The organism is Nitrobacter sp. MLSD-S21, assembly GCF_058809865.1.
In genome coordinates, this window is sequence record NZ_JBXASZ010000011.1 from 45,101 (window position 1) to 67,684 (window position 22,584).

Annotated in this window: 31 protein-coding genes and 1 pseudogene; 15 read left to right on the forward strand and 17 right to left on the reverse strand. The window is 58.6% G+C overall.

The window, feature by feature from the left end; translation table 11 throughout:
- Nucleotides 1-11 precede the first annotated feature (11 nt).
- From AC1RT6_RS20165 to AC1RT6_RS20185, 5 genes are all read left to right on the forward strand, one after another.
- The gene (locus tag AC1RT6_RS20165) at nt 12-776 is read left to right on the forward strand and encodes a hypothetical protein (protein WP_472790870.1); all 765 of its coding nucleotides are present in this window, start codon (nt 12-14) and stop codon (nt 774-776) included.
- 89 nt (nt 777-865) lie between these two features.
- A complete protein-coding gene (locus AC1RT6_RS20170; RefSeq protein ID WP_472790871.1) occupies nt 866-1,180 on the forward strand; it encodes a hypothetical protein in 315 nt (104 codons plus the stop codon).
- Nucleotides 1,181-1,529: 349 nt separating this feature from the next.
- A complete protein-coding gene (locus AC1RT6_RS20175) occupies nt 1,530-2,069 on the forward strand; it encodes a hypothetical protein (protein WP_472790872.1) in 540 nt (179 codons plus the stop codon).
- A gap of 25 nt (nt 2,070-2,094) precedes the next feature.
- Complete coding sequence (locus AC1RT6_RS20180; RefSeq protein WP_472790873.1) at nt 2,095-2,628, forward strand: hypothetical protein; 534 nt, start codon at nt 2,095-2,097, stop codon at nt 2,626-2,628.
- Between the two features lie 464 nt (nt 2,629-3,092).
- Complete coding sequence (locus AC1RT6_RS20185; protein ID WP_472790874.1) at nt 3,093-3,803, forward strand: hypothetical protein; 711 nt, start codon at nt 3,093-3,095, stop codon at nt 3,801-3,803.
- Nucleotides 3,804-3,915: 112 nt separating this feature from the next.
- On the opposite strand, the pseudogene AC1RT6_RS20190 reads toward AC1RT6_RS20185, so the two are convergent.
- Nucleotides 3,916-4,350: pseudogene (locus tag AC1RT6_RS20190) on the reverse strand (IS3 family transposase); the annotation flags it as partial.
- Entirely contained in the window at nt 4,332-4,589 is a 258-nt protein-coding gene (locus AC1RT6_RS20195) for a hypothetical protein (RefSeq protein ID WP_472790875.1), read from the reverse strand. The pseudogene AC1RT6_RS20190 and the gene AC1RT6_RS20195, both read right to left, overlap by 19 nt.
- A 35-nt stretch (nt 4,590-4,624) precedes the next feature.
- Here AC1RT6_RS20195 and AC1RT6_RS20200 point away from each other — a divergent pair, with 35 nt between their 5' ends.
- The 3 genes from AC1RT6_RS20200 (at nt 4,625) to AC1RT6_RS20210 (ending at nt 5,683) form a co-directional block, all read left to right on the forward strand.
- Nucleotides 4,625-4,699: a hypothetical protein gene (locus tag AC1RT6_RS20200; protein WP_472791550.1), complete on the forward strand. Its 75-nt coding sequence runs from the start codon at nt 4,625-4,627 to the stop codon at nt 4,697-4,699.
- Between the two features lie 289 nt (nt 4,700-4,988).
- Nucleotides 4,989-5,216, forward strand: coding sequence for a hypothetical protein (locus tag AC1RT6_RS20205; protein ID WP_472790876.1), 228 nt, complete (start codon nt 4,989-4,991; stop codon nt 5,214-5,216).
- A gap of 65 nt (nt 5,217-5,281) precedes the next feature.
- The gene (locus tag AC1RT6_RS20210) at nt 5,282-5,683 is read left to right on the forward strand and encodes a RusA family crossover junction endodeoxyribonuclease (RefSeq protein WP_493029626.1); all 402 of its coding nucleotides are present in this window, start codon (nt 5,282-5,284) and stop codon (nt 5,681-5,683) included.
- Here the strand turns inward: AC1RT6_RS20210 and AC1RT6_RS20215 are convergent.
- The 3 genes from AC1RT6_RS20215 to AC1RT6_RS20225 form a co-directional block, all read right to left on the reverse strand.
- Nucleotides 5,631-5,786 carry a hypothetical protein gene (locus tag AC1RT6_RS20215; protein WP_472790878.1) on the reverse strand — a complete coding sequence of 52 codons (156 nt, stop codon included), beginning with the start codon at nt 5,784-5,786 and terminating at the stop codon, nt 5,631-5,633. The two genes, AC1RT6_RS20210 and AC1RT6_RS20215, sit on opposite strands and share 53 nt — an antisense overlap.
- 628 nt (nt 5,787-6,414) lie before the next feature.
- Nucleotides 6,415-6,813 (reverse strand): hypothetical protein, encoded by a 399-nt coding sequence (locus AC1RT6_RS20220; RefSeq protein ID WP_472790879.1) that lies wholly within the window; start codon nt 6,811-6,813, stop codon nt 6,415-6,417.
- A gap of 153 nt (nt 6,814-6,966) precedes the next feature.
- Complete coding sequence (locus AC1RT6_RS20225) at nt 6,967-7,251, reverse strand: YgaP-like transmembrane domain (RefSeq protein WP_472790880.1); 285 nt, start codon at nt 7,249-7,251, stop codon at nt 6,967-6,969.
- 117 nt (nt 7,252-7,368) lie between these two features.
- Here AC1RT6_RS20225 and AC1RT6_RS20230 point away from each other — a divergent pair, with 117 nt between their 5' ends.
- From AC1RT6_RS20230 to AC1RT6_RS20240, 3 genes are all read left to right on the forward strand, one after another.
- Nucleotides 7,369-8,502: a site-2 protease family protein gene (locus AC1RT6_RS20230; protein WP_472790881.1), complete on the forward strand. Its 1,134-nt coding sequence runs from the start codon at nt 7,369-7,371 to the stop codon at nt 8,500-8,502.
- 532 nt (nt 8,503-9,034) lie between these two features.
- Nucleotides 9,035-10,027, forward strand: a complete 993-nt coding sequence (locus AC1RT6_RS20235) for a patatin-like phospholipase family protein (RefSeq protein ID WP_493029627.1) — start codon at nt 9,035-9,037, stop codon at nt 10,025-10,027.
- Between the two features lie 192 nt (nt 10,028-10,219).
- Nucleotides 10,220-10,774 carry a thioredoxin family protein gene (locus tag AC1RT6_RS20240; protein ID WP_472790883.1) on the forward strand — a complete coding sequence of 185 codons (555 nt, stop codon included), beginning with the start codon at nt 10,220-10,222 and terminating at the stop codon, nt 10,772-10,774.
- A 205-nt stretch (nt 10,775-10,979) separates the two neighbouring features.
- Here AC1RT6_RS20240 and AC1RT6_RS20245 read toward each other — a convergent pair whose 3' ends face one another.
- The 3 genes from AC1RT6_RS20245 to AC1RT6_RS20255 all read right to left on the reverse strand — a co-directional run bounded on the left by AC1RT6_RS20245 (nt 10,980) and on the right by AC1RT6_RS20255 (nt 12,843).
- Nucleotides 10,980-11,234, reverse strand: coding sequence for a hypothetical protein (locus tag AC1RT6_RS20245; RefSeq protein ID WP_309775269.1), 255 nt, complete (start codon nt 11,232-11,234; stop codon nt 10,980-10,982).
- 528 nt (nt 11,235-11,762) lie between these two features.
- Complete coding sequence (locus AC1RT6_RS20250) at nt 11,763-12,269, reverse strand: Hsp20/alpha crystallin family protein (protein WP_309775271.1); 507 nt, start codon at nt 12,267-12,269, stop codon at nt 11,763-11,765.
- Between the two features lie 94 nt (nt 12,270-12,363).
- A complete protein-coding gene (locus AC1RT6_RS20255; protein ID WP_472790884.1) occupies nt 12,364-12,843 on the reverse strand; it encodes an Hsp20 family protein in 480 nt (159 codons plus the stop codon).
- Nucleotides 12,844-13,505: 662 nt separating this feature from the next.
- On the opposite strand from AC1RT6_RS20255, the gene AC1RT6_RS20260 reads away from it, so the two are divergent.
- The 3 genes from AC1RT6_RS20260 (at nt 13,506) to AC1RT6_RS20270 (ending at nt 15,035) form a co-directional block, all read left to right on the forward strand.
- On the forward strand, nt 13,506-13,958 hold the full coding sequence (locus AC1RT6_RS20260; RefSeq protein ID WP_309775273.1) for an Hsp20 family protein: 453 nt from the start codon (nt 13,506-13,508) through the stop codon (nt 13,956-13,958).
- Nucleotides 13,959-14,043: 85 nt separating this feature from the next.
- Nucleotides 14,044-14,673 carry a hypothetical protein gene (locus AC1RT6_RS20265; protein WP_472790885.1) on the forward strand — a complete coding sequence of 210 codons (630 nt, stop codon included), beginning with the start codon at nt 14,044-14,046 and terminating at the stop codon, nt 14,671-14,673.
- Nucleotides 14,674-14,762: 89 nt separating this feature from the next.
- On the forward strand, nt 14,763-15,035 hold the full coding sequence (locus AC1RT6_RS20270) for a hypothetical protein (RefSeq protein WP_309775275.1): 273 nt from the start codon (nt 14,763-14,765) through the stop codon (nt 15,033-15,035).
- 321 nt (nt 15,036-15,356) lie between these two features.
- Here the strand turns inward: AC1RT6_RS20270 and AC1RT6_RS20275 are convergent, their stop codons facing one another.
- On the reverse strand, nt 15,357-15,524 hold the full coding sequence (locus tag AC1RT6_RS20275; protein ID WP_472790886.1) for a hypothetical protein: 168 nt from the start codon (nt 15,522-15,524) through the stop codon (nt 15,357-15,359).
- A gap of 370 nt (nt 15,525-15,894) precedes the next feature.
- Here AC1RT6_RS20275 and AC1RT6_RS20280 point away from each other — a divergent pair, with 370 nt between their 5' ends.
- Nucleotides 15,895-16,257 (forward strand): hypothetical protein, encoded by a 363-nt coding sequence (locus AC1RT6_RS20280; protein WP_472790887.1) that lies wholly within the window; start codon nt 15,895-15,897, stop codon nt 16,255-16,257.
- A 776-nt stretch (nt 16,258-17,033) separates the two neighbouring features.
- Here the strand turns inward: AC1RT6_RS20280 and AC1RT6_RS20285 are convergent.
- The 8 genes from AC1RT6_RS20285 to AC1RT6_RS20320 form a co-directional block, all read right to left on the reverse strand.
- Nucleotides 17,034-17,336 (reverse strand): hypothetical protein, encoded by a 303-nt coding sequence (locus AC1RT6_RS20285; protein WP_472790888.1) that lies wholly within the window; start codon nt 17,334-17,336, stop codon nt 17,034-17,036.
- 360 nt (nt 17,337-17,696) lie between these two features.
- Nucleotides 17,697-18,131, reverse strand: a complete 435-nt coding sequence (gene ssb, locus AC1RT6_RS20290) for a single-stranded DNA-binding protein (RefSeq protein WP_472790889.1) — start codon at nt 18,129-18,131, stop codon at nt 17,697-17,699.
- Nucleotides 18,132-18,306: 175 nt separating this feature from the next.
- On the reverse strand, nt 18,307-18,645 hold the full coding sequence (locus AC1RT6_RS20295) for a hypothetical protein (protein ID WP_472790890.1): 339 nt from the start codon (nt 18,643-18,645) through the stop codon (nt 18,307-18,309).
- Between the two features lie 452 nt (nt 18,646-19,097).
- Nucleotides 19,098-19,367, reverse strand: coding sequence for a YopX family protein (locus tag AC1RT6_RS20300; RefSeq protein ID WP_472790891.1), 270 nt, complete (start codon nt 19,365-19,367; stop codon nt 19,098-19,100).
- A 251-nt stretch (nt 19,368-19,618) separates the two neighbouring features.
- Complete coding sequence (locus AC1RT6_RS20305) at nt 19,619-19,756, reverse strand: hypothetical protein (RefSeq protein ID WP_472790892.1); 138 nt, start codon at nt 19,754-19,756, stop codon at nt 19,619-19,621.
- A 345-nt stretch (nt 19,757-20,101) separates the two neighbouring features.
- A complete protein-coding gene (locus AC1RT6_RS20310) occupies nt 20,102-20,296 on the reverse strand; it encodes a hypothetical protein (protein ID WP_472790893.1) in 195 nt (64 codons plus the stop codon).
- 4 nt (nt 20,297-20,300) lie between these two features.
- Nucleotides 20,301-21,518: a DUF2934 domain-containing protein gene (locus tag AC1RT6_RS20315; RefSeq protein ID WP_493029630.1), complete on the reverse strand. Its 1,218-nt coding sequence runs from the start codon at nt 21,516-21,518 to the stop codon at nt 20,301-20,303.
- A 350-nt stretch (nt 21,519-21,868) separates the two neighbouring features.
- On the reverse strand, nt 21,869-22,249 hold the full coding sequence (locus AC1RT6_RS20320) for an EF-hand domain-containing protein (protein ID WP_493029628.1): 381 nt from the start codon (nt 22,247-22,249) through the stop codon (nt 21,869-21,871).
- Nucleotides 22,250-22,584 lie beyond the last annotated feature (335 nt).

Consider the following 22,584-nt stretch of genomic DNA (forward strand, 5'->3'; position numbering starts at 1 on the left):
GGATTGAGTGCATGAAGGAATTTGACGCACCCGACCGACGGAAGCAATACAAGCCATTTAAGGAGAAGGTGCCTCCGGAGTGGAAAGCCGAGGACCTCCCGCCTCTGATCACCCCCGAAGGCCAGGGCTTTATACCGTTGTTTTCCGCAGCACATTGGGTTGCCGTATGCGGTGGAACGTGCGAGCCCAATTCAAAAGACGAAGGACTCTGGCCGCGCGTCTATCGCGAATTGCTGGATGCGATCTGCTCCGGCGAAGTTTCCGTGGTGGGCAGCAGAATTGGTGCGGCCGATGAAAAGCTTGAACTGAAGCCGGAGTTATTCATCGGTTGCGCCATCCAATACCCGTACCCGATAGAGGATTTCGAGTGGAATTTCGCCGACGACGAACTGGTTCTTCGCTCCTTCGCTTACGATGACGAGGACGATTGGCGAAATGGGTTTAGCGATGCATTGGTCGATCGCGAGGGCCAAGGGTGGTCACGGTTGATGGCTCGAAAATCCGATGTGCGCAGGTTATGGCCGTTCACAGTATCGAGCGCATCCAGAACCGGCGCCCCTGGAAGACCACCATCGATCTTTTATTGCGAAAACGAGCTCAGACGGAGGGTGGAGCGACTTGAAATCAAAGACACGCTCAAAGCCGAGGCAGAGTACCTAGAAACGTGGTTTCGCACCACGCACCCTAACGAGAAGCCGGTTAAGGCCGCTAGCATTCGGACCAAGATCGGAACTGAGTACAGAAAAGCCATTAATTTAAAAAAGGCCGGAATTTAATAGCTTCTTTTTAGTGGTTCGATCAGCACCCAAAACAATGGCTCCGCGAGCCCCGGATAATCCGCGGGCCTACTGAGGAGCCTCTATCAATGTCTCAACGTTACCTTCGCCGAGCTGAGGCGGCCCAACACCTGCGCCAGCAGGGTTTGCCGTGTTCGGAGAAAACCCTGGCCAAGTACGCGGTGATTGGCGGCGGCCCGATCTATTCGAAGTTTGGTCGCTATCCCGTCTACACCGCAGACGACTTGGATGCCTGGGCCCAAGCCCGTGTCGGTAAACCGGTCCGCTCGACTTCCGACTACGCGGCGAGCACACCGAAAGAATCCAGCTGTCAGGACGAAAGGTCGGTTTTGACGTCGGTAGGCACGGTCACGAACTCATCCGAGATCAGGAAGGTCGTCTGATGAGCAGGCAAAACCGAAAAGATCTGAATGTAGCGAAGGTCCCACGGAGAACAATCATCTCGCCGCGTCTCCATGGGAAGACCGTGCAGTGAGCGAGCGCGGTGTCTTTGCGGTTGATCGCGGTATCTGGGACCATCCCAGCTTTGCGAATGAGCCGCTTACGGAACGCGAGGCTTGGATCTGGCTGATCGGCGAAGCCGCATTCAAGCCGCATCGCCGCCGCGTGGGCTCAGTGGCTGTCGAACTCAAGCCAGGCCAACTCGCCGCGTCCACGCGGTTTATGGCTGGCAAATGGGGTTGGAGTGAGTCACGGGTGCGGCGGTTTCTAAATCGTCTCAAAACCGACGCCATGATCGACGCAGCAACCGACGCAGGGATTACTGTTGTAACGATCTGCAATTACAGGAAATATCAAAAGGTATCCCTTCCTTCCGACGCAGCTTACGGCGCGGAAGGCGACGCGACAGCGACGCAGGATCGACGCAAAATAGAAAACAAGGAAAACAAGGAAGTTAGTACCGTACCTAACGGTACGGGCGACAGAGCGCCCATCTACACGGATTCGCGCCACGAACTTTGGGGCGAGGGAGTTCCGATCCTTATCAGCCTTGGTGTGCGCGAGAGTCACGCCCGCTCGATAATCGGATCATGGCTGAAATTGATGAAGGACAACGAGCAAGCCGTGCTCGGCGCCATTCAGCGTGCACGCGATCACCGCGTCCACAACCCTATTCCCTGGATCACAAACGCTCTGAAAGGCCCACACCATGAACGTAATACTTCCCTTTTCCCCAACTCCGCCGCGAACCGATCCGGCTCATCTGCCATCCTTGCCGGAGTGGCTGCAGCGGCGGAGCGCCGCGCTCGGGAGCGCTGTGCAGGAGGATAGCAGCGGCACGCATCGGGAAATGCCGGTGCTCCCCAAGGACCTCATTCTGAGTTCCTCGGAGAAGCAGGCCATTCGAGAATACATTGACCATCTGGACTGCAGCCTGAGCGTTGCTCAGTCGATGATATATCGCGATCGGTACCTGACGAACGATCAGGCGCACGGGGCTATGATTGCGAATTTGCTGATGAAAGGTGGCGGCGCAAAGCTCGACAGCGATGCGGCCGACGCACTCACGGGAGATTACCTCGACGCCCTCGATGATTTGCCGGCCTGGACGGTGCGCGAGGCGCTGCGGAAATGGAACCGCGGCAAGTCTATCAAGCTCGACGGCAAGGCACATGATTTCAACTGGCGGCCGACGGCGCCAACGCTGCGACGCTTGGCAGAAGAAGAAATGGTCGCGATTAAGGCGCTCAAGATGCAGCTCGAGAAGCTGCTTGAGGCGGTACCGCTGATCGAGTTCAGCGAGGAGCACTGCGCTGACATGCGCCAGCGTCTTTCCAACTTGGTACGCGGCATCAGCGGCGAAAGACAGATCAGGCCGAAGACCTCGTGATCGGCGCCGCTCCGCCATCCGCGAAAACTTAGCTCGGCTGCGTCCCAGCGGCGTGATTTGTCGGAGCAATGTGCAAAACTCTGTAGATTCTTAGGTTTATAACTATACCCAGGACCTCGTCGTTATTGATCTCTGCATAGCGCATCGAACCACTATCGGGGTCACCGCGTCGAGATCTCGGCCGCGCCCAAGGCTATCGCAAAAGAGCTGAGCGTTCCCAATGTCAGGTCGAGGTACTTGAACGACATGCGAATCTTGGCGAGTCCTCGATTTGAGCAGGACGCGGACGCTATCCTTTTCCTCTGGCTCGAAATCTACTCCCTGCAAAGCGATTAGTTGATCTTGAGACCGAGGAGAGACCGTATAGGTTACGCGCAAACCCAGCCCCTTCAATTCGTCAACATGTAACCATTCGTAGTGGAGGTATCTTGTGATCCACCCGCGAACTAGTTAGGCACAATGGCATGGCGAAGAAGCGGCCCACTCTAGAAAATGCCAAGCGCGACCGGCGAGCGGACAACCCCGGCCGCCCGCCGCGCTACAATCCCGACATTCACCCCAAAGCTGCAAAAGCCCTCTGCGCCAAGGGCGCGACGATTGCCGAGCTCGCCGCCGCTTTTGATGTTGCGATCAGCACGATATGGCTTTGGAAGATCAGCCATCCCGAATTTATCGAGTTGTGCCACCTAGGTCTTGAAGCAGCGACCGAGCGTGTCGAGCGCAGCATGTTCGAGCGTGCCGTTGGTTACACGCATGATAGCGTCAAGATCTTCTTGCCACCCGGCGCCAGCAAGCCAGTCTATGCGCCGTACCTCAAGCACGTTCCGCCAGATCCACGCGCAGCCGAGTTCTGGCTGACGAACCGCGCCCCCGATCGTTGGAAGCACAAGCAGAACATCGAGCACAACGAGGCGATCGACAATCCGCTCCGATTACTCGCCGAGCAAATTTCCGGAAACGCCATTCGCCCGCGCCTTCCAGAGCCGAAGGTTATCGAGCAGACCGACATCGAGCCGAGCGCGATTCATCAGCAGCCGCAGAGCGTAACCAGCGTAACCACTGCCGAGCCGGTTACGCGCGCCGCGGTGGTTACGCGCCCCATCGATGACGATGACGAACCGCGCGCACCGCGTATCCACACAGTTTCTCAAGCCTATCTGGATGAGGATGAATGATAAGTCTGATGCCAAGCCGAAGCAGAGCAACGTATTTAAGCTCTCCAACGGCAGATAGACAGCGGTCATTAGGACATCGATCTGGCCTGCACCCGGTTCAGTTGACACCGACTTAGACGAATCCGGCTCTCTGTTCGAACTCCATCGGGCTTAGATATCCGATTGTCGAGTGCCTGCGCTTCAGATTGTAGAAGCGCTCAATATAATCGAAGACGTCAGCTCTTGCCTCATCTCTCGTTCGATAGATCTTCCGCGCGGTGCGTTCGGTCTTGAGCGAGGGGAAGAAGCTCTCCATCGCCGCATTGTCCCAGACGTTGCCTGAACGGCTCATCGAGCAGACGACGCCGTGATCGGCCATCAGCCGCTGGAACTGCTCGCTGGTGTACTGGCTGCCGCGGTCGGAATGATGCAGCAGGGCATCGAGCTTGCCGCGCCGCCAGATCGCCATCACCAGCGCATCGGTGACGAGCTGGGCAGTCATTCCCGCGCTCATCGACCAGCCCACCACGCGACGCGAGAACAGATCGATCACAGCGGCAACATAGATCCGCGCAGCCTTCCCCAAGGGAAGGGCAACTGCTTCCGCTCCAGCGGGACCTGCAGCCGGGCGCCGGGATTCACCCCTTCCAGCCGCTTGAACTCGAAGCCGGCGTATCCGGCCGCCGCGACTGAGAGCGCGCGATCGTTCTCATCCGCCATCGAGAGCGTCCCGTAGGGACTGATAGTAAGCGTATGCCCGTCAAAGGGTTCGTACGGCGTATCGTCTTCGCTGTCGTTCGTTTTCAACCTACTTCGCCAAGCACGACTACTACGCTCCCGACATGCAGCCCGGCAGCGATGACCCGGCAAGCCGCGCGAAGACGGCCAGGGTGCTCACTCATGGGAAGCGATGCTGACTACTGATGGCCCGTATATACTGCGCGTACGTCAAGCGGCTTGAAGACCTCATCCTGCGAATGGATGACACGTCATCCGAGCTCGACCCCGCGCACGCTACGGCGCGCCATGGAGCGGGATATGCTGCTCCTACCGCATATGTGACAGCAGAAACGCAACGAAGAAGACCTGAGGCAAGCCGGCCCTCTTTTTCGTTAGTGAGCCGGGCCACGTTCTAGCGCTGCGTGTGCGTCGTTCTGTCCGATTGCCGCACGGAACGGCAGAGAGGTATCCGCGTTCACTGCGACGATGACGATGACGACCTTCCGCTACAGCATAACGGACCTTTCCCGTTACGAATCGGACCTCATCGAGGTCGCGTGGGACTCGCAGGACGAAGCCGTGGGCTTCGGGAACGACATCGCGCGCGAGATGCTTGGGCGGATGCCCGAGCTGGCCCGCAGGGGGTGGAGCGTCACCGTGTACGACAGCGAGAAGAAGCTCGTCTCCGTCGTGCCGATCGCTGCAGTCAGCTAGCGTGCTATCGTGACGCTCGCGCTATCAGCGAAGCCGAAATCGACGCAGCACATCTACGGCCTCGCGTGCTACGGCGGCTTTCCGCGCCGCTACATGAGATCAGGGGGCGGCGCTCAAGGAACGCTACCAGCGGGAGGCGCGGGCGCAGTGGAAGGGAAGCCGCTCAGGGCGAGGTGCGCATGCACGTCACGCTCTACTTGGGCACCAGGCGCAGAGCCGACTGGGACAATTTCCACAAGCTGAACTGCGACGCGCTCAGCGGCATCGCGTACGAGGACGACAGTCGGATACGGCAGATAACAGTCGTCCCCATATATGACAAGGCGAACCCGCGCAATCGAGATCGGTGGAGCCGCTATGACAAAACAAGCCGCCAGCCCCTTGCGGAGCCAGCGGCTTCTTCGAGCTCCAAGCTCAGTTCTTGCCCTGATCCTGCGTGCCTTCGGGGTGCTTGTCATCCTTGGTAGGAATCTTCACGCCGGGCTGCTGGTTGGGCTGCACGCCCGCCTTCATGTCGGACTTCAGCGGGGCCTTCGAGCTTTGGTCTACCTTGTCATTCGGATTCGACATGAAACTCTCCTTGCTTGCGCTATTCCAACAACGCGCAAGCGGACGCAAAGTTCAGGTGCCAGACGCCGTGATGGGCTCGTGCAGGATGCGATGCCGGTGCGCTTTCCTCGCATGCTCAAGGGCGCCGATCGCCGTGTTCGCCAGCCAGACAGGATGGGCCCTGCCCGCCTTCCACTCGTGGTAGATCAGGCCTGCCCCGTCTCCTGGAGATAATGCATCGCTATGTCGAGCGATCGGTGGAGCAGCACAATCGGGATGGGGAACTCCTAGAGCATCGCTTCCTTCTCGAGTACTTTGTCCGACACGTCCAGCTGGCATGTCTCATCACACTTACTAGGCGTAATGGCAATTCGCGCCGGGCAGTCGCCGCTATAAAGGCAACGCTCGGTACATTCGGAGAACGTATGTTGAGACGCGCCATGCAATTTTAGGGTTCGCGACGCAAACCTTCCGTAGCCTTTAATGGCATTGCTAGCTGGACAACTTCAAATTGACGAAAGTGCGTCAGAGCGTCCCTCCGAAGTCGCATGAAGCGAATGCGGAGTTCTCACGGTTACGCAGACGCTCGCTGCGGCGGAAATGCTGCACCACATTGCCTTGCCTCGGTGGAGAATAGATCGTTTCTTCCCTATGGCGTCTTGGGTTGAATGGCTTTCAAGTACCATTCGAGGTGCCTCTCGACACGCTGCCGCGAGATGGGGCGGAGGTTTAACAAGCGTTTCACGCGCGCGTCACGTACGGAGGCGAGCCAAGCCTTGTCGTCCTTGAGGCTTTGGTCAAGTCGGCCATATTCATAGCGACCTTTGAGCGTCGCCATCGCCACGCGATGTGCGCTAGGATGAAGACGTAAATACACATCCACGAAGTCATCCACCGCGATCTTTGCGAGAACAGGAGCACGAACAGATTTTCTGCTGTCCGCATGACTCAATGAGACCCGTCTGTAAAAGCTGTCCACGTCCGACGTCATTTCCGATAAAAGACGTTTCGCTATTTCTGGATAAGGGTCCTCAACGGAATTTTGCATCACCGACACCAAGTGCTTGAAAAGGGCCTTGAACTCCGCGGTGTTGATATCTGGCTGACTGGTGCTGATCCATAAAAGTAGGCTTATGGATAGTCTGATAGTCCCTAGGCCGCCAGAATGGCCTCAATCGTTTCGAGCCTACGATAGCCGCGTTTAAGACCTTGGCTCTGCGATCCGACCGTGGGAGCCAAAAGAACCGTCCCAGACGCTGACGTCAGGTTGCGAAGCATCGAATAAAGCGGCTTTGGCGGAGCCATGCCCCTTGTAACCGCTGTAAGCCAAGTACGAGCCACCACCCAGCGCGAGGACGTTCAGGAGCGGATTAGGGCGGGGCTGCGCGCTGGCCGCGGTGAGGCCGAGCTCGCCAATCACGTATACCACGCGCTCTCCCCACGGTAAGTTGGGCTTCACCTCAAACGATGAGGTGAGGTTTTCCATTGGTCGCTCCTTTCGTTGTGCGATAGGAACCCGAGCTGAAGCCTCGTTGTTCCTGGCAGGTCGGTTCTTAATCAGAGCCCTGTCACGTTTGTGTCATACACACTCCGGAGGTTCGCTTTGCTTTGGTCAATCCCAGTCGCACGCATCGCTGGCACCGTCGTGCGCGTGCACGTGACGTTCGTACTCTTCCTCCTATGGATAGGCAGTGCGCAATGGCGCATCGGAGGGCGCGATGCGGCCTTTGACGGGGTGCTGTTCATGCTGCTGCTGTTCGGGTGCGTGCTTGCGCACGAGTTCGGCCACGTCCTTGCGGCCCGCCGTTATGGCATCCGCACGCTCGACGTAACCCTCTGGCCCATTGGCGGCGTCGCGAGCTTGGAACGAATTCCGGAGAAGCCAAGCGAGGAACTTGTCGTTGCGCTCGCCGGGCCCGCCGTCAATGTCGTAATCGCGGCCGTGCTTATCTTAGTCCTCGGGGGAGGGCTTGAAGGTGGGAGTATGGCGGATTTGGAGAACGCGCGGGCCGGCATACTTGCCAGGGTCGCCTCGGCAAACATTTTTCTCGTGCTCTTCAATCTTATCCCGGCGTTCCCCATGGACGGGGGGCGCGTGCTGCGAGCCGTACTTGCTATGCGCGTAAGTCACGTCGAGGCGACCCGCATCGCCGCGCGCATTGGGCAGGGAGCGGCATTCCTGTTCGCGCTCATGGGATTGTTCGTAAACCCGATGCTGATCGTGATTGGCCTTTTCATCTACCTCTCCGCCAGCGCCGAAGCGCAGCATGTTGCCTTCCAGGACGGCTCCAAAGGGTTACCGGTGAGCGACGTGATGTTGAACCCGGTCGAGACCCTTTCGCCGGGCTCGACCCTGGACGATGCCGTGGCTCTGCTTCTGCGTACGGCGCAGAAAGAGTTTCCGGTGGTGGACGGCGCGGGCCGCCCACGCGGTGTTCTCACTAGGGACGGGATCATCGTCGCGCTTCGGCAGGGGGGAGCGGCAACGCCGGTTCTTGAAGTGATGGCGCGCGATTTGCCGACGGTGCGCGACTGCGAGCCGTTAGAGTCGGGCTTGAGGCTACTGAACGCCTCGAGGTCTCCGGCCGTTCTCGTGCTCGGCGCAGACGGCAGGCTGGCCGGCCTTCTCACTCCTGAGAACATCGGCGAGATGATGATGATCCGCAGTGTCCGTCCCGACTGGCGCTTCCGTGCCCGCCGGACGGAAAGGTCGCATCTGTCCGGGACAAGGACGTGATGAATCCTCATTCACTGCGGCTGCTCAAATCAAGGTCGCTTCGGCTTCATTCAGCGCCATTCCTGGCATCTCGCAGAGCTTTCATCGCGATCAAGTGCGCGCCTGAAAGAGTCCATGCTGCGCCCAAAGCGCGCAATAGCCGCACCGCCTGCCAGCAATCTCTCAGAGTAACCGATCGTGATCCGGACCAGCCGGAGCAGGCCGTAACCACAACGACCGGCGGTTTCAGCAATGTCAATGATCGAGGCGCTTCACATCGATCATTACCGTAGTGATGGGATCCCCCCTGACATTGCGCCGACGAGCCGTTAAGAACGGCCCTCAGCACTCCGCGTTGCAGACGTTTGACCCTCTTACCGCTGGCAGGGGCCGGCAGGCCAGTCGCGGAGCACAACGCAGTTTAGCTCCAGTAGCCGGCGCCGCCCTACGCAGGGCTTTGTCTCAAAAGGTGGGCAGCCAATAGCGACGTTCCAAAATGAAGGAACGGAGGCCCTTTGATTTGGTTTTGTGCATTAACTTCGGCGAATAGGTCATGATGCTCGATAATCCGCTCATATGTCTCGTCTTATCTGGAGGTCTTGGTCTCGGCGCATACCACGGCGGAGCCTTCGAGCGATTGCACATGCGAGCGATACCGCTCGATTGGGTTGCGGGATCGTCCGCGGGAGCCATCAGCGCCGCCGTGATCGCGGGCAGTCCGCCGGCGTTGCGGCTGTCAAATTTGCGTAGCTTTTGGCAGGTTGATGCGACGCCCCCGGCGGCAGATAAGACCGATCCTTTCCGCCACGGTTTCGCTTGGATGAGCTCGATCAGCACACATCTTTTCGGAAAAGCGGGCTTTTTCCACCCCCGTCTTCCCCTGCCTACATCGCCCTTCGATGGCTTGTACGATCTGGCGCCGGCACGTGAGCGTCTGCGTGAGCTCATCGACTTTGGCAGGCTTAACGACGGCTCCCTCCGTGTCACGATTGTCGCCACGGATCTTCAGACCGGTGATGCGGTCTTCTTCGACTCCCAATTGGAAACAATCCGTATGGACCACCTCCTTGCAAGTGCCGGCTTCTTACCTGAATTCGGTCCGGTACTTATTGAAGACAAATGGCTCGGAGATGGCGGTTTTTCCCTCAATGCGCCCTTTGATCCCATTCTTGAAGTACAAAGACCTGTTCACCTCTACATCGTCGATCTTTTCGCTAGAGACGGCCCCGTGCCTGATGGGCTGGAAGCAGCGGCAGAGCGAAAGAACGATCTGTTGTTCGGCAATCAGACTTATCAACGTCTGCGATATGCTGTGGTAGCTCGCCGGCTGCGGGCTCAACTCGATGGCGCAGCCGTCGAGGACTCGATCTACCTCATTAGCTATCGACCAGGTTTCGAAGAAGCCGGACCGGATAAATCCTTCGACCTTTCGAGAACAGCAATGACGCAACGCTGGCGGGCAGGCTTCCTGGACATGGAGTACATTGATGTAACCAGCGCCTGCAAAGATGGTATCCAGGTGGTACGCCGGCCAGCCTCAAAGTAAGATCGAACCGCCGATGGATCTTGAAGCGCGGCAACCCGCATCTTGTGAGGACGAAGCAGCTTCGAGGACGTTAAAGCTAACAAACACGGCAGCCGTAGGCGCGACGTTCTAAAGGGTCGCGAAGGCTTACTTTTTGAACTCCAATGGGTCCTTACGAAGCCGATATTCCATTTCTGTGAAAGGAGATGCAACATGGCGGTGACAGCCAACCAAGTTAATTTCGACACGCCGGCCGCGGAGTTTCGGCTTCCGGCAACTGACGGAAAGATTTACGCACTGAACGACGTCGCGGGCGAAAAAGGCACTGTCGTCGCCTTTATCTGCAACCATTGCCCTTACGTCCAAGCGATAATCGACCCCATGGTTGCGGACGCACGGGTACTTATGTCGGAGGGAGTTGGTTTTGTGGCGATTTGCTCGAACGATGCGGCGAGCCATCCCGAAGATTCATTTGAGAATATGAAGAACTTCGCCAAATCTCATAATTTCCCGTTTCCTTATCTGCACGACGAGACCCAGGCAGTCGCGCGAGCATATGGGGCGGTGTGTACACCGGACTTCTTCGGTTACAGCGCCGACCTCAAGCTCAAGTACCGCGGGCGGCTCGACGAGGGTCGCAAAACTCCACCCCGCGCGGAGGCGCCCCGAGAGCTCGTCGAGGCCATGCGCGCGATTGCGAGGGCCAGTGTGGCGCCGGCTGATCAAAACCCTTCACTTGGTTGCTCGATCAAATGGAAGGAGGCATAAAACCGAGTAGCTGCACCACCTTACGCGGTTCGAGTCAGACATAGCGAGCGGGTTACTCGCATCGGTCCCGAGTTAAAGGGGCTTATGCGGATCGCTCTTCCTACATCTCGCGAAGGCCGGTAGATGTGCCAATCTAGTTTTTAGCGCGCCAAGTTTTCGATTCCTCTTACGCCGTTTTTGCCGCGGCATAATCAAATCGAGGTTATCACTGTTCGGTCCTCTCCTCCGTGTAGGCGATTAGCGCAGTACGGGCCCGAGCCAAGTCCTCTCGCGCGACCGTGAGGATCTGCTCAGCAGCATCGAGAGCGGCGAAAGCTCCCACCGAAGGGCTTGGACGTTCAGCAGTAACTATTACCCAGGCGGCGTCAACTTTAGCGAGCGCCGCGTGTAAATTCGCGATAGCGCGGCCGATCGCGTCGTAAAGCGCAATCTCTTGTTCGGGTATAACCTTCTTCGACATTATCCACCCTTTCCAATCTTCAACAAGCCGTCTGCCGTACCGAGGGGGGCTGCAAGCATCTGCCCACCTCAAAGATCATTGCAGTTCGCGAACGCAAGAAGCGGTTAAGCAGGGAGGTGAAAGCCGCAGAGACTGCTCAGGATGAAGTTCAACCTCAGCCTGCTTTAAGCGCCGCAGGCGGCTAGTTTTAACAGCTGGCCACAAACCAGAAGTCAGCATCTGCACTTACCAAGGCTTTGTGCGCTAACCAGTCAGCCAATCGCCGGACAACGACCGACGCCCCCGATCCGCGCGGTCGGACTGGAGGATCCGCTTGTAGTGGCGGATGTTGTTTCGAATGCACCCCTATCGATAAAGCTCGCAAGTCTGCTCTCGCTGTAGAGGGGCAGATGATGAAAGCTGGCTGCATTGCCATCGAGTCCGCTCATTCGGTTCGCTGCTCGCCGCGCGGGCGACCATTGCAAGCCAACTCCCTCATCTGCATCAGAGGAGAACCGGCGGCGCCTAAGCCGCCGGCCCGGCTGTTCCTCAGCCCTTGATCGCAATGCGCTTCACCTGTGACTGAGCCTTCGGGCTCTTGGGAAGCACGACGTTCAGCACACCGTTCTTGAAGTTGGCCTCGATCTTGTCTTCCTCAACCTCGACCCCGAGGGGGATGCGCCGCTCGAAGTGGCCATAGAAGCGCTCGGAGAATTGCTTGTCCTGGTCCTGGACCTCAGAACGTTTCTCGCCCTTCAACGTCAGCACGCCGTCGTCGAGCAACACCTCAAGATCCTTTTCTTCGAGACCGGGGATTTCGGCCGTTACCTTGACCTCCTTGTCAGTATTGGAAATCTCGACGTTCGGCCAAGCCGCGCTGAATGACGATAGCGAGCCGAACGTCGGCACGCGACTATCAAACCCGCGGAAGACGTCATCAAATAGCCGGTTCATCTCCCGATGCAGCGAGAGGAACGGATTGCGATCGTCGTCGCGAAACACCGTAGGAACCTGATTGTTGGAGCGGCCCCACGGAATCAGGTCACGTACACTCATGATTATCTCCTTTCTGTAGCTGTCAGTTGCAAAGCTCTCCCATTGGCGTCGGGCACACGGTCCGACGCCTTTTGGAGCCCCGCTGACGAGAGCCTTAGGCGGCCTGCTTCTCGGCCTCGATCTGCTTACCGGCCCCTGCCAGCCCCTCGCTCCCGGCGATGGTGATGCGGCGAGGCTTCATCTCTTCCGGAAGCTCGCGCTTCAGGTCGATAGTCAGCAAACCGTTCTCGAGGTTCGCGCTCACAACCTTTACGTGGTCGGCAAGTTCAAAGCGGCGCCGGAAGGCCCGTGCGGCAATACCGCGATGCAGATACTGCCCGCTCGCTTCATCCTGGCCCGACTTCTGGCCGGCGACCAGCAGCATGTTCTTCTCCTGCGTGATCGTCAGATCATCCTCGGACAAGCCGGCCACCGCCATGGTGATGCGGTAGTCCTCCTCACTCTTCCTGACGATGTCGTAAGGTGGCCAGGGATCGATCGACGTCACGCGGCTCGCGGACTCCAGCGTATCGAGCATTCGATCGAAACCGATCGTCGATCGGAACAGAGGTGCAAAATCGAAGGTGTTTCTCATAGCCATATCCTCCTTGGAAGCAACATGGATATAAGGGCGCCAAAGGGGCTGACGCCCTTCGGAAAACCATCCCTTCTTCAGCAGATGGCGATTTGGATTTGGGTGCAGCTCAACATCCGTCAAGGGGACGAACTCGCGGAAATCGAGCTGCATCAGCGCCCCCCGAACGCTTATAGAACTCGCGATGAGCGGTGGGTAAGGGAACGGTGACACAACGCATGGCTCTTATACGCGACCATGTTCTTTCCATGCTTGGTCTAGCCAACGAGACTTTGCTAACTGAGACCATCGCGAGCGCTGCCGAACTGACCCGGGCTCGGGCATGGGCGAATGAAGCGGTCAACGAAGGCCGGCCGCTGCCCAGCGGACGGACCGCCGAACTCTCACCCCGCGAGATCACGAAAAAGAGGAAGAGACTCACCACGGCGCCCGTCACTAGGATGACAAGCCGCCATACCGCGAACAACCTCGCGGAAGTCAGACGCGATTGAGGCGCTAAAAATTTTCACCGTGCCCTCTTGAAATCTACAGCCGTTTTTCTAATTCGATTTTTGCCGCTGAAGAAGCGGTCTCGAGCGCTAGAAGGGCTCGAGGATTGAGACGGGCGCCGGCCGGTGTCCGACGTCCGCTCGTATCCATCTTGCTCCAAGGAGGATTTGGCTATGAGAGCTTATGATTTTGCACCCCTGTCGCGGTCCACCATCGGATACGACCATCTTTTCGACCTCTTTGATGCGGCGCAACGCACCGAGGGTGAGGATCATTATCCGCCCTACAACATCGAGCGGCAGTCTGAAGACCGCTACCGGATATCGCTGGCGCTGGCCGGTTTCTCGCCGGATGAAATTGCGGTGACGGCCGAACAGAACGTGCTCTCCATTGAAGGACGCAAGACGGAAGCGGCCAACAAGGATTACCTGTACCGGGGGATCTCGGCGCGCCCGTTCAAGCGGACCTTTAATCTCGCCGACTACGTCAAGGTCGAAGGCGCGACATTCGAGAATGGTCTGCTCCAGATCAAGCTCGTGAGGGAAATCCCCGAGGCGATGAAACCTCGGCGCATTCCCATCGGTGTTGCTCCTGGTCCGCAGATCCAAGAGATGCGCGCCGCTTAACCGCACCTGCACATCGGGCTGGGCGGCATCGATCGCCGCCCAATACCCATCAGTTGATCCCCAATGAAAGGAGAAGGAGGGGAAGATGAAGTGTGTCGTTCATGATCAAGTTGCATCGATGCAGTTTCGCCCCGATGCGCATCACCGCTCCGTTCCAGCGGTTCTCAAAGATCCGAAGCTCTGTTCCGACGAAAAGCGGGCCATTCTATCGGCCTGGGCATCCGATATGTATGCGGTCGAATCCTCGCCCACGCTGAGAATGATTCCAGGGCATACGGCGCCGCTCCAATTGAGCGAAATTCTCAGCGCGCTACGGGTCTTGGATGATGACGATCCGCCACCACGGGGCGCAGCGGCGAAACGAATGACGGCCGGAAATGGAGAGGCCGATAGCCATGCCGCCATCGCTCCGGCGGTAACCCACCTGGCGCGTCTGCGGCGAGAGGCGGACCTGCGAGCTGCGTCCATAAAGACGCATCGAGACAGTATCCGCCGCTACAAGCGGATTCTGCAGACCAATCTCACGGATCTGGAACGTCAGTTCGTTGTCCGGCGATTAGCTGAAGAACAGTCTGCTATCCGTAACTTGTCGCAAGCACGTACTTGGGAAGGTACAGATGACGACCTCTCACATGCGGTGCTGGCAAGGCCCCCGAATCGTGCTTCGCCAAAAGCGCAAGAAGGACTTGAAGTGGCCGCTCACGGTCTTGCTTGACCTCTAGCCGGACAGCGGTTTGGCGAAGCGTAAGCTCAGAAAGGGAACAAAGCCGCCCACCTTTGCGGAGTATAGGAAAGGAAAATGACATGAGAAAGCTTGCTCTTGGAATCGTCGCGGCAGCAACGCTCCTCATCGGGACGATTGCGCCGGCATCGGCTCATTGGCGTCATCACTACTGGGGCGGTCCCGGGATAGGCCCGGGGGTTGCTCTCGGGCTTGTTGCGGGAACACTTGCCGCTGCGGCGGCGCCTCCGATCTACTATGGACCGGTCTATCGCCCGCCTCCTTATTACTTTGGTCCGCCCTATCGCGTCGTCCGCACCTATCCGCCCGTTTACCCATATTGGTATGGCTGGTGATGACAGAAAAGGCTCGGCTCTCGCCGAGCCTTTTTTGTGCGTGGACCGCCCTTGCACGAGCAACTCGCAGCGCCTTCGGCATTCATGCACCCCGGGCGCCGGTTGCTGCATGATGCCTGAGCGAGGATATGAATACGATCATCTTGTTAGTTGGTGCCTCTCTCTTGATGCCGCTTATCGTCATGATCGATGTTTGGCTGGCTAATCACGATCGATAGGTCTCCAGAGCGAGAGAGGAAGTCGAGATCATAGGCAAGGTAGCGCGGCCCGAAGTTTGCGGCCGGCGGTTGATGCTGTAAGCGAGCGGTTGGCGATCATTGTTCACTTGATACGTTGCCGCTCGGTGAGGATTGTTTCGGCCAGTAGAACAACGCCTTCGTCGAGCATTATAAGCACGTCCGCTATCACGACAGCACCGACAACCTCATCCCCGCCGATGTCTACTTCGGCAGGGCCGCGGACATTTTCATGCCCTTGTGTTGGAGCCATCTGTCGGTCGTCCGCGACATATGATCAACCATGATCCGAGAGGAGCGGCGGCCGGTGCATGACGGTGGCGTGATCGAGGCCCGATACCGCGAGCGCCTGATCAAGCGTGGTGGCCGTGACGTCGGAGGCACACATGTTCGCCTTTAGGACGCTTCGGGTTTAGACCTGAGAGTACTCCTCAATCGTGGGAAGCGCGAGAAGTCACGCCAGCACGGAAGACCAGCCAACCCAATTTATCGGGTCTTGAAGACGTGACCGATCGTCTAGAGCGCTGCATGTTCGAGCGTTCCGTTGGTTGCACGCATGATAGCGTCAAGACTTCTTACATGCCGGCGCGAGCGAGCCGGTCTATGCGCCCTACCTCGAGCACGTGCCGCCCGATCCTCGCGCGGGAGAGTTTTGGTTTTGGCTAACCAACCGCGCGTCCGATCGCTGGAAGCACAATCAGAAAATCGAGCACAATGAGGCGATCGACAGTCCGCTCCGATTGCTCGCCGAGCAAATCTCCGGACACGCTATTCGTCCGCGCCTTTCACAGCCCAAGGTTATCGAACAAGCGGAGATCGAGCCTAGCACGATCAGTCCGCAGCAGCCGAAGAGAGTAACCAGCGTAACCACTGCCGAGCCGGCGTCGCGTGCCGCGTTGGTTACGCGGGTCGATGACGATTGTCCGCGCACACCGCGCATCCACACGATTTCGGAGGACTACGAGGACGATGACGATGAAAAGTGAAGCTCAAGGTGACTACGCCACGTCATGAACTAACTCCGACGATAACCCGGGGCCGTGACTTCCTGGGCACTGTCGCGCTGAATCCCGCCCCAAAGTCCTTACATTCGGTGGTCGGCCGTCCATGGCTGGGTAAGGTAAGCTCTCCTGAATCGGCCGCAGGGGGTCCATCCTTATGAAGAAGGCTTCAATGGCAACCGCTCGTTGCGACCTTGTGAAGGCTCCAAGGGCCGCAAACAGCGCTACGTGCTGCCGGTTGAGCCGGTCGGCTATCCCAAGAGCTCCACCGTGTGCGGCGTCAGGGTTGCGAGAACCTGCTCAAGTATGGCTGAACCAGAAGAGAGCGATGCCTATTACGATGGCAGGAGAGTTTTCGCGTTTGCGACGGCCGCGCCGCGACGCCGGCTTTTTGCATAGGCAAGTCACCGCCCAACCCCGGTGATAGAAGATTCCGCGGCCCAAGCAACGACGGCATGCGATGTAGGGATCGCATTCGGCGCCGACATTCTCTTCGTCGCAGGCTGGAAGAGGGTGCTGCGTATAACTCTTTTATATAAGACTACTACTATTAGTGGCTGTGGACATGCCGATTCTGCGGAAGCCTATAACGCCGCCTTGTTCGACCTCGTTGTGGGGACAGCACTCGAACAAGCTGTGGGTAGCGATATCATGCGACGTATTTGTTTCTCCCCACTTTGTCCCCGCGCTATCCCCCACCTGCTATCCCCACCTCGCTCTCTCTACAGCGGCCTCCGCTATCCACCCCATCTCAGCAACGCTTAGCGCATGCGGTCGCCCACCCGACGAGTCATCGCCCACGCCAATGCCCAAATTAACAACGGCGGTCCGAGCGCAAGGATCGAAGGCCGGATCCAATCGAACGGAATGCGTTTCCATTCCTCCTGCGTCTGGGCGAGAAGCTCGTCGCAGCGGGAGGTATTCAGCGCGTACTGCTTGCAGGTTTCGAGGACGCTCTGCGGGTAGTGGTTGCGTTTGTAGATATGGTGCCAGGTCGCGTAGCTGAACGTCGCGACCACCCAAAACGCCGTACAGAAGACGCCGGCACGCATCCCTCCGCTCATCAGAACGGCTCCTTTTTTTATTGTCCAAGACCAAACTCCCAGGAAGGGCGCCGGGCCTCAGGCGTCTAAAAGATACTGCCTGCGTCCCAGCGTCCTGCCCAAGAGGTCAGCGCTTATTCAACGCCAACCATAAGCGGGCTACGGCTTCGCTGGAATATGGCAATCTTCTACAAAGACGCGATCGTAATCACCTGCGCGCTCCAATAGTACTTCTCAAAGGCGAGAAAAGACATCCCGCGCTTTGGCTCTGCGTTCACTGCCTCTATGAGCTCTTCGACGGTGGAAGTACGCATAATCTACACTCGTGGTGGTGTGAAAAGGACAAAGGGCGACTATGCCTATTGCGGAAATCCCGTGCCCTTAAGCTCCAGCGCCAGTACGTTCGTAGCTAAAAGGGAATATAAGGGATTGCCCCTGCGCCTCCTGAGCCTCTCTCTGCCGCACGCTCCGACGGCGGCCGCTTGTGGGCCCAACGTCCTTCACAGGGCCGTTTATGGCGCCTGGCGCGGGCCGAACTGCAGGTTCTCGGCGACGATGTCGGTGCGGTAAATCTTGACGCCGTCCTTTTCGTATGACTGCGTTTGAATGCGGCCCTCCAGTGATGCTGCCCTTCCTGAGGAACTGCGCGCAGCTCTCCGCCTGCTTCCCGAACACGACGATGTCGTGGAATTCCGGCTGCTCGACGCGGCGGTTGGCCGCGAGGGTGAACGTGGCGATCGCGCCGCCGTTGGTGAGGGCTCTGAGGTCCGGATCGCGGGTGAGGTTGCCGAGCAGAAGCACTTTGTGGAACTTCATATGGCTTAGTTTAGCGATTACGAGGCTCTAATTGTGGGAACCAAGCTCCTCGGCGCTGGTTCATCGTACACGGACACCGTAGGGCTTAAATCATGGACACTACGACTCTCATCATCATCATAGTGATCGTGCTTCTCCTTGGCGGAGGCGGCTGGTACGGCCGCGGACGCTGGTTCTAGTCGTGCAAGCGCTTTCGGAATTGGTCCGCTAGATAGGCTAGAAGATCATCGTTCTGCTCGGCGAGGTCGTCTTTGCGGAGGTTCCAACGCACACTGCGTGCGTCAAATGTCCAATCGTCGCCCGAGACGCGTCGTAGCCTGAAGAATGTTCCTTTGCCGTCCACGGCACAGAAATCTCCCGCCGCCAACAGTACATCGGCGAGGCGGAGGGGGCGACCATACTTCCGCTTGATTTGAAGCCCCTGCCACGAATGTTGCTCATGCAGCGTGGTATCGCTTGGGTTCGCCTTGACACACGCGGCACGTATCACGTCGAGCTGTTCTTGTCGGGTCATATAGCCTCAGCAGTTCTTTTTACTTAGCGGGTAACTCAGGGTTCTCGTAGACGGTGCCGATGATGGTTTCGAGGTCCTGATATCCAATAACGGCTCCTCCTAGTCGTCCGAGACAACAACAAAGTCGGCGGTTTTCTCGTGCCACTCGACAACCGTTTACACTCAGGCCATTGCGAATGGCGACGGTGTGAACGACGTCCCCTCGTATATTTCCCTGCCGTTTCTCACCTTGAGGCCGGTGAACTGGCCACATTGCATCAAGCCTGCTTGCAACATCTGCCTGCCAGTTGCGGAGCCGAACGAAATGGTTTGGTCGCGATTTTCGAGTGTCGGTTAGATCACGAAATAGAGCCAGCCATGATTGATGTAATACGCCCTGAACTTGATCTCTCGGGTCATGGCGTTTCTTTTGCCTAGCTCTTAATAGCTCCGGGTTCTCGTAGTATTGCCCTTTATTTTCTCTCCACCGATCCATTCGTAAGCGCTCGCGCGACACCAGCTAGGCTCCACTCGCCGAGGCCGCCGAATATACGCGGACCTTCCCAAATCACTTCATGCAAGCAGTTGTCGCCTCGCATAGATTGACAGACGACAATGTCGCCTTCGTAAAGCTCTTTCCCATTCTTGTCCTTTAGCCCGGTGAACTGCAGCAGCGCCTCGGGCACGCGCTGCACTCCCTCGCTGTCGAGGATGCGGTGAACCTCGCCGGCCACTTCGCGCATCTTGCCGTCGGCGAAAACGCGGAAAATTTTATAGGGCGGTCCTTATGCATGCGCTTCGGCTCCGGCCGCCATGGTATGCCGCCTTCGTCGCTCCAGGTGTGCCAGATGCTGTCGAGGATGATCGTGTCGTAGGCGGCTTCTTCGCCGGCGCGGACCGCCTCGACGTATTTTTCAGGCTTGTACGGCGTCTGCAGCGTGATGATGTTGTAATCGAAAAGGTCCGCATACAGGTCGCCCGAGCTCGGTATCGATCATGAGTATGCGGCCGGTGGCGTGATGCCCTTCGCGAGCTTCAAAGAGATCATGGTTTTGCCGGCGCCCGACGGGCCGGCGAGTCCGAGACGCAGCTTCTCTTTCGTGCGCTCGGCTTTGCGGATTTCTACAGTCATGCATGTGGCGGCCTATGCTATGGATTAAAAGGCCGCAGCTAATCGATAAAAGTCGTGACGCTCTAAGCCCCCGGCTCGAGGCGCTTAGCTTCCTTAGGTGTAGGAAGGGTTGCTCCCTGATCACTACCTAGAGCGTAGGCCTGGAGCGTCACTTTCCCCAGTGTACCACGACGACCGCTCGTCAACTAATAGGATGTGGACAGCGGGACTATGAGAAGCTTTTTGCCCGCGGGCACTTTCCGCATGTGCTACTTGAGTGCCTCGTCGGAGCCGAGCTTCTTGCGCAGGTTCTCCGCGCGCTTCTTTCAGAGGGCGACGGCGCCCGGGTCCTTATCCATTTCAAGATTACCACGACGGCAGATCGGCGTGGGTTTCTTCCGCGACGAATACGACCTCGCCGGCGTCAGGCGGATCGCTGTCATTGCACTCGCAGGGCGCGGCGTAGCCGCACGCGCATCCTATTTCATAGTCGTGGGGCCGATCGGGATGGCGCTCGCACACCCAGCCGATGCCCCGGCAGATAGAGCAGCCATGCTTCATGCGGCTAGGGCGCCTTCCGCGCTGCCGGCAAACCGAGCGCTTGTTCGCCCATCAATTCCTTTTCGGCCTGGAAATAGAAATCCTTGTCGCGCCCCTCGGGACAGCCGGCCTGCTCCCATAGCTGGTAGGCGCGGACGCTGATGTCCTTTTCGGTGAGCCCGGATGCCGCGGGCTCGTGCGGGGCGTCGTCGCCTGCGCGCGACACCTCGTCCAGGGTCTTGCGCGCGATCTTCGATCCTATCTCCATCCCGAGCGCGGCGGCCGATAGACCGAGCGCGGCGGTATCCTTCACGACGTCCTGGAGTTCTTTCCGCATGGTAGTGATCCGGCGCTGTGGCCCGGCGCTGCCGGGCGGGTCCGGATAAAATACGAGCGGGACGGCTTGGTTCCTGCAGAGACGCCTCGGAAGCGCCGCTTGCTCCGAATGGTGCACGGCCCCGCAGCGCGCTCGGGCGGGAGGCGCGGGGGCCGTGCGCGCTTGGGGGGAGTGGGCCCCGTCGCGCTGATATGTACACCTAGCCTGTCTTGTAAGGCCCTTGAACGAGCTTTGCCGCAGCAGTCCCTCAGATGTGATGTCGCGGTACTCCACCTCGGCGAGGAACGACGGCTCTACCCATGTCGCCTTCGGCTTCCTGACCGGCTTCGTCAACGGCGACGTCGCGATGACGGCCGTATCGAGCTGCTTGCGTATCTTGATCGATGTCGTTCGGGACCAGCCGGTGCCGACCTTGCCCATGTAACCGAGCTTTCCGGCTTCTTGCTTGCCCAGATAGAGCGCGGCGACGCCGGTCGGGTCCTTAATGAAGCCGATGACAGGGGACGTGCCGCGCTTCGCCGTCTTGACCTTGATCCATGCCTCGTTGCGGTCCGAGCGGTACGGCGCGGCGGGGTTCTTCGAGACGATGCCCTCCCAATCGAGCTTCGCCGCGTGCTCGAACATCTCCCTGCCGCCCGCAATGTGCTCGCTGTAGTGCAGGGGCGGGCCCAATGCGTAGCGGTTGAACAGCTCCTTCAGCAGCCGCTTGCGCTCGATCTGCGCGACCGCGCGCAGGTCGTAGCGGTCGAGATAGAGCAGGTCGAAGGCGTAATACTCGATGCGGCCCTGCCTGTTGCTGGCCGCCAGCGCCGCCTGGAGCTCGGAGAAGTTGGTGCGGCCGTCCTCGATGACGACCGCTTCGCGGTCGATGATGGACTCGCGGGGAATGCGCAACGCCTTGGCGATGCCCGCGTACCGCTTGGTCCAATCGAGCCCGTTACGGGTGTAGGCCGTAGTGCGCCTCCGCTCGCATGCAGCTGCACCCGGTAGCCGTCGTACTTTATCTCGTTAAGCCATTGGTGGCCGCGCGGCGCTTTCGCCTTGAGGGTGGCGAGTTGGGGCGTGATGAACCCGGCATCTCCGCGGGCTTCGCGCCTTCGGCCGGGATGCACACGCTTCGCCACTAGCGCCGCTCAAAAAACACCCGCCGCTCCCAAGGAAGCGGCGGCGGGGCAAGTCAGGTCATCCTCATCGCAGGATGCAACGCTCAGGGAGCGGCGCGGTCCGGCTATTTGAAGCGCCTCTAGGAAGGTCAATTAATCTTTGCTTCCATGCACGAAGAACTGCATCTCCTCAAGCGTGAGGCCCCCATCTTTGTTGGAGTCCATCGCTTTGAACATTCGCTCGTGCGCCGCTTGGAATTCCTGCAGTGAAAGCTTCCCGTCACCATTGGTGTCCGCAAGAATAAATACCATTTGCATCATCGGTGAGTGACCCATGTGACCATGGAACGAGCCGTAGCCCATGGAGCGGTGCCACGCCGCCATGTCTGTCGAGTCCCCGTGGCCCGTCATCCCACTTTGAGTCGTGCTTTCCGGCGTCGTCAGGGCGCCGCTACCTTTACCTTGCTGAGCGGATGCAGCGCCGCTAGCGAGAACGAAAGCAGATGCAGTAAGGACAAGAAGATGGTTGCGCATGGTGGTCTCCATTGAAGCTTACACGTCAATATCGAAGAAGTGAAAACGTTCCACTACGCACACAGCGGTTGAGTATGACGTTATAGCCACTGCTCTCGATCCGTGCTCTCCGAATTTGGTCTTCCGCTTCCACCCAGAAGTATCTGCACGGCGATGTCGGAACGAATCACCCCAATTCGTCTTGAACCGAGTCCCTGCAGTGTCGGAGTATCGCATGCCCCCCGCGCCAACTGGAAAGGCTTCCTGCGCCTTTCGCTCGTTACGTGTCCCGTAGCCCTTTACCCTGCCACGTCGGAATCCGAGAGGGCTGCGACCACGTCGGGATCGTCGGTCTC

Excerpts from the sequence above, each read along its gene's own strand:
- AC1RT6_RS20165 (WP_472790870.1), top strand. The coding sequence starts at position 12 with ATGAAGGAATTTGACGCACCCGACCGACGGAAGCAATACAAGCCATTT.
- AC1RT6_RS20170 (WP_472790871.1), top strand. The coding sequence starts at position 866 with ATGTCTCAACGTTACCTTCGCCGAGCTGAGGCGGCCCAACACCTGCGC.
- AC1RT6_RS20175 (WP_472790872.1), top strand. The coding sequence starts at position 1,530 with ATGATCGACGCAGCAACCGACGCAGGGATTACTGTTGTAACGATCTGC.
- AC1RT6_RS20185 (WP_472790874.1), top strand. The coding sequence starts at position 3,093 with ATGGCGAAGAAGCGGCCCACTCTAGAAAATGCCAAGCGCGACCGGCGA.
- AC1RT6_RS20205 (WP_472790876.1), top strand. The coding sequence starts at position 4,989 with ATGACGATGACGACCTTCCGCTACAGCATAACGGACCTTTCCCGTTAC.
- AC1RT6_RS20215 (WP_472790878.1), bottom strand. The coding sequence starts at position 5,786 with ATGTCGAATCCGAATGACAAGGTAGACCAAAGCTCGAAGGCCCCGCTG.
- AC1RT6_RS20220 (WP_472790879.1), bottom strand. The coding sequence starts at position 6,813 with ATGCAAAATTCCGTTGAGGACCCTTATCCAGAAATAGCGAAACGTCTT.
- AC1RT6_RS20225 (WP_472790880.1), bottom strand. The coding sequence starts at position 7,251 with ATGGAAAACCTCACCTCATCGTTTGAGGTGAAGCCCAACTTACCGTGG.
- AC1RT6_RS20235 (WP_493029627.1), top strand. The coding sequence starts at position 9,035 with ATGATGCTCGATAATCCGCTCATATGTCTCGTCTTATCTGGAGGTCTT.
- AC1RT6_RS20240 (WP_472790883.1), top strand. The coding sequence starts at position 10,220 with ATGGCGGTGACAGCCAACCAAGTTAATTTCGACACGCCGGCCGCGGAG.
- AC1RT6_RS20245 (WP_309775269.1), bottom strand. The coding sequence starts at position 11,234 with ATGTCGAAGAAGGTTATACCCGAACAAGAGATTGCGCTTTACGACGCG.
- AC1RT6_RS20250 (WP_309775271.1), bottom strand. The coding sequence starts at position 12,269 with ATGAGTGTACGTGACCTGATTCCGTGGGGCCGCTCCAACAATCAGGTT.
- AC1RT6_RS20255 (WP_472790884.1), bottom strand. The coding sequence starts at position 12,843 with ATGAGAAACACCTTCGATTTTGCACCTCTGTTCCGATCGACGATCGGT.
- AC1RT6_RS20260 (WP_309775273.1), top strand. The coding sequence starts at position 13,506 with ATGAGAGCTTATGATTTTGCACCCCTGTCGCGGTCCACCATCGGATAC.
- AC1RT6_RS20265 (WP_472790885.1), top strand. The coding sequence starts at position 14,044 with ATGAAGTGTGTCGTTCATGATCAAGTTGCATCGATGCAGTTTCGCCCC.
- AC1RT6_RS20270 (WP_309775275.1), top strand. The coding sequence starts at position 14,763 with ATGAGAAAGCTTGCTCTTGGAATCGTCGCGGCAGCAACGCTCCTCATC.
- AC1RT6_RS20275 (WP_472790886.1), bottom strand. The coding sequence starts at position 15,524 with ATGGCTCCAACACAAGGGCATGAAAATGTCCGCGGCCCTGCCGAAGTA.
- AC1RT6_RS20285 (WP_472790888.1), bottom strand. The coding sequence starts at position 17,336 with ATGAGCGGAGGGATGCGTGCCGGCGTCTTCTGTACGGCGTTTTGGGTG.
- ssb (WP_472790889.1), bottom strand. The coding sequence starts at position 18,131 with ATGAAGTTCCACAAAGTGCTTCTGCTCGGCAACCTCACCCGCGATCCG.
- AC1RT6_RS20295 (WP_472790890.1), bottom strand. The coding sequence starts at position 18,645 with ATGACCCGACAAGAACAGCTCGACGTGATACGTGCCGCGTGTGTCAAG.
- AC1RT6_RS20300 (WP_472790891.1), bottom strand. The coding sequence starts at position 19,367 with ATGCGCGAAGTGGCCGGCGAGGTTCACCGCATCCTCGACAGCGAGGGA.
- AC1RT6_RS20305 (WP_472790892.1), bottom strand. The coding sequence starts at position 19,756 with ATGACTGTAGAAATCCGCAAAGCCGAGCGCACGAAAGAGAAGCTGCGT.
- AC1RT6_RS20310 (WP_472790893.1), bottom strand. The coding sequence starts at position 20,296 with ATGAAGCATGGCTGCTCTATCTGCCGGGGCATCGGCTGGGTGTGCGAG.
- AC1RT6_RS20320 (WP_493029628.1), bottom strand. The coding sequence starts at position 22,249 with ATGCGCAACCATCTTCTTGTCCTTACTGCATCTGCTTTCGTTCTCGCT.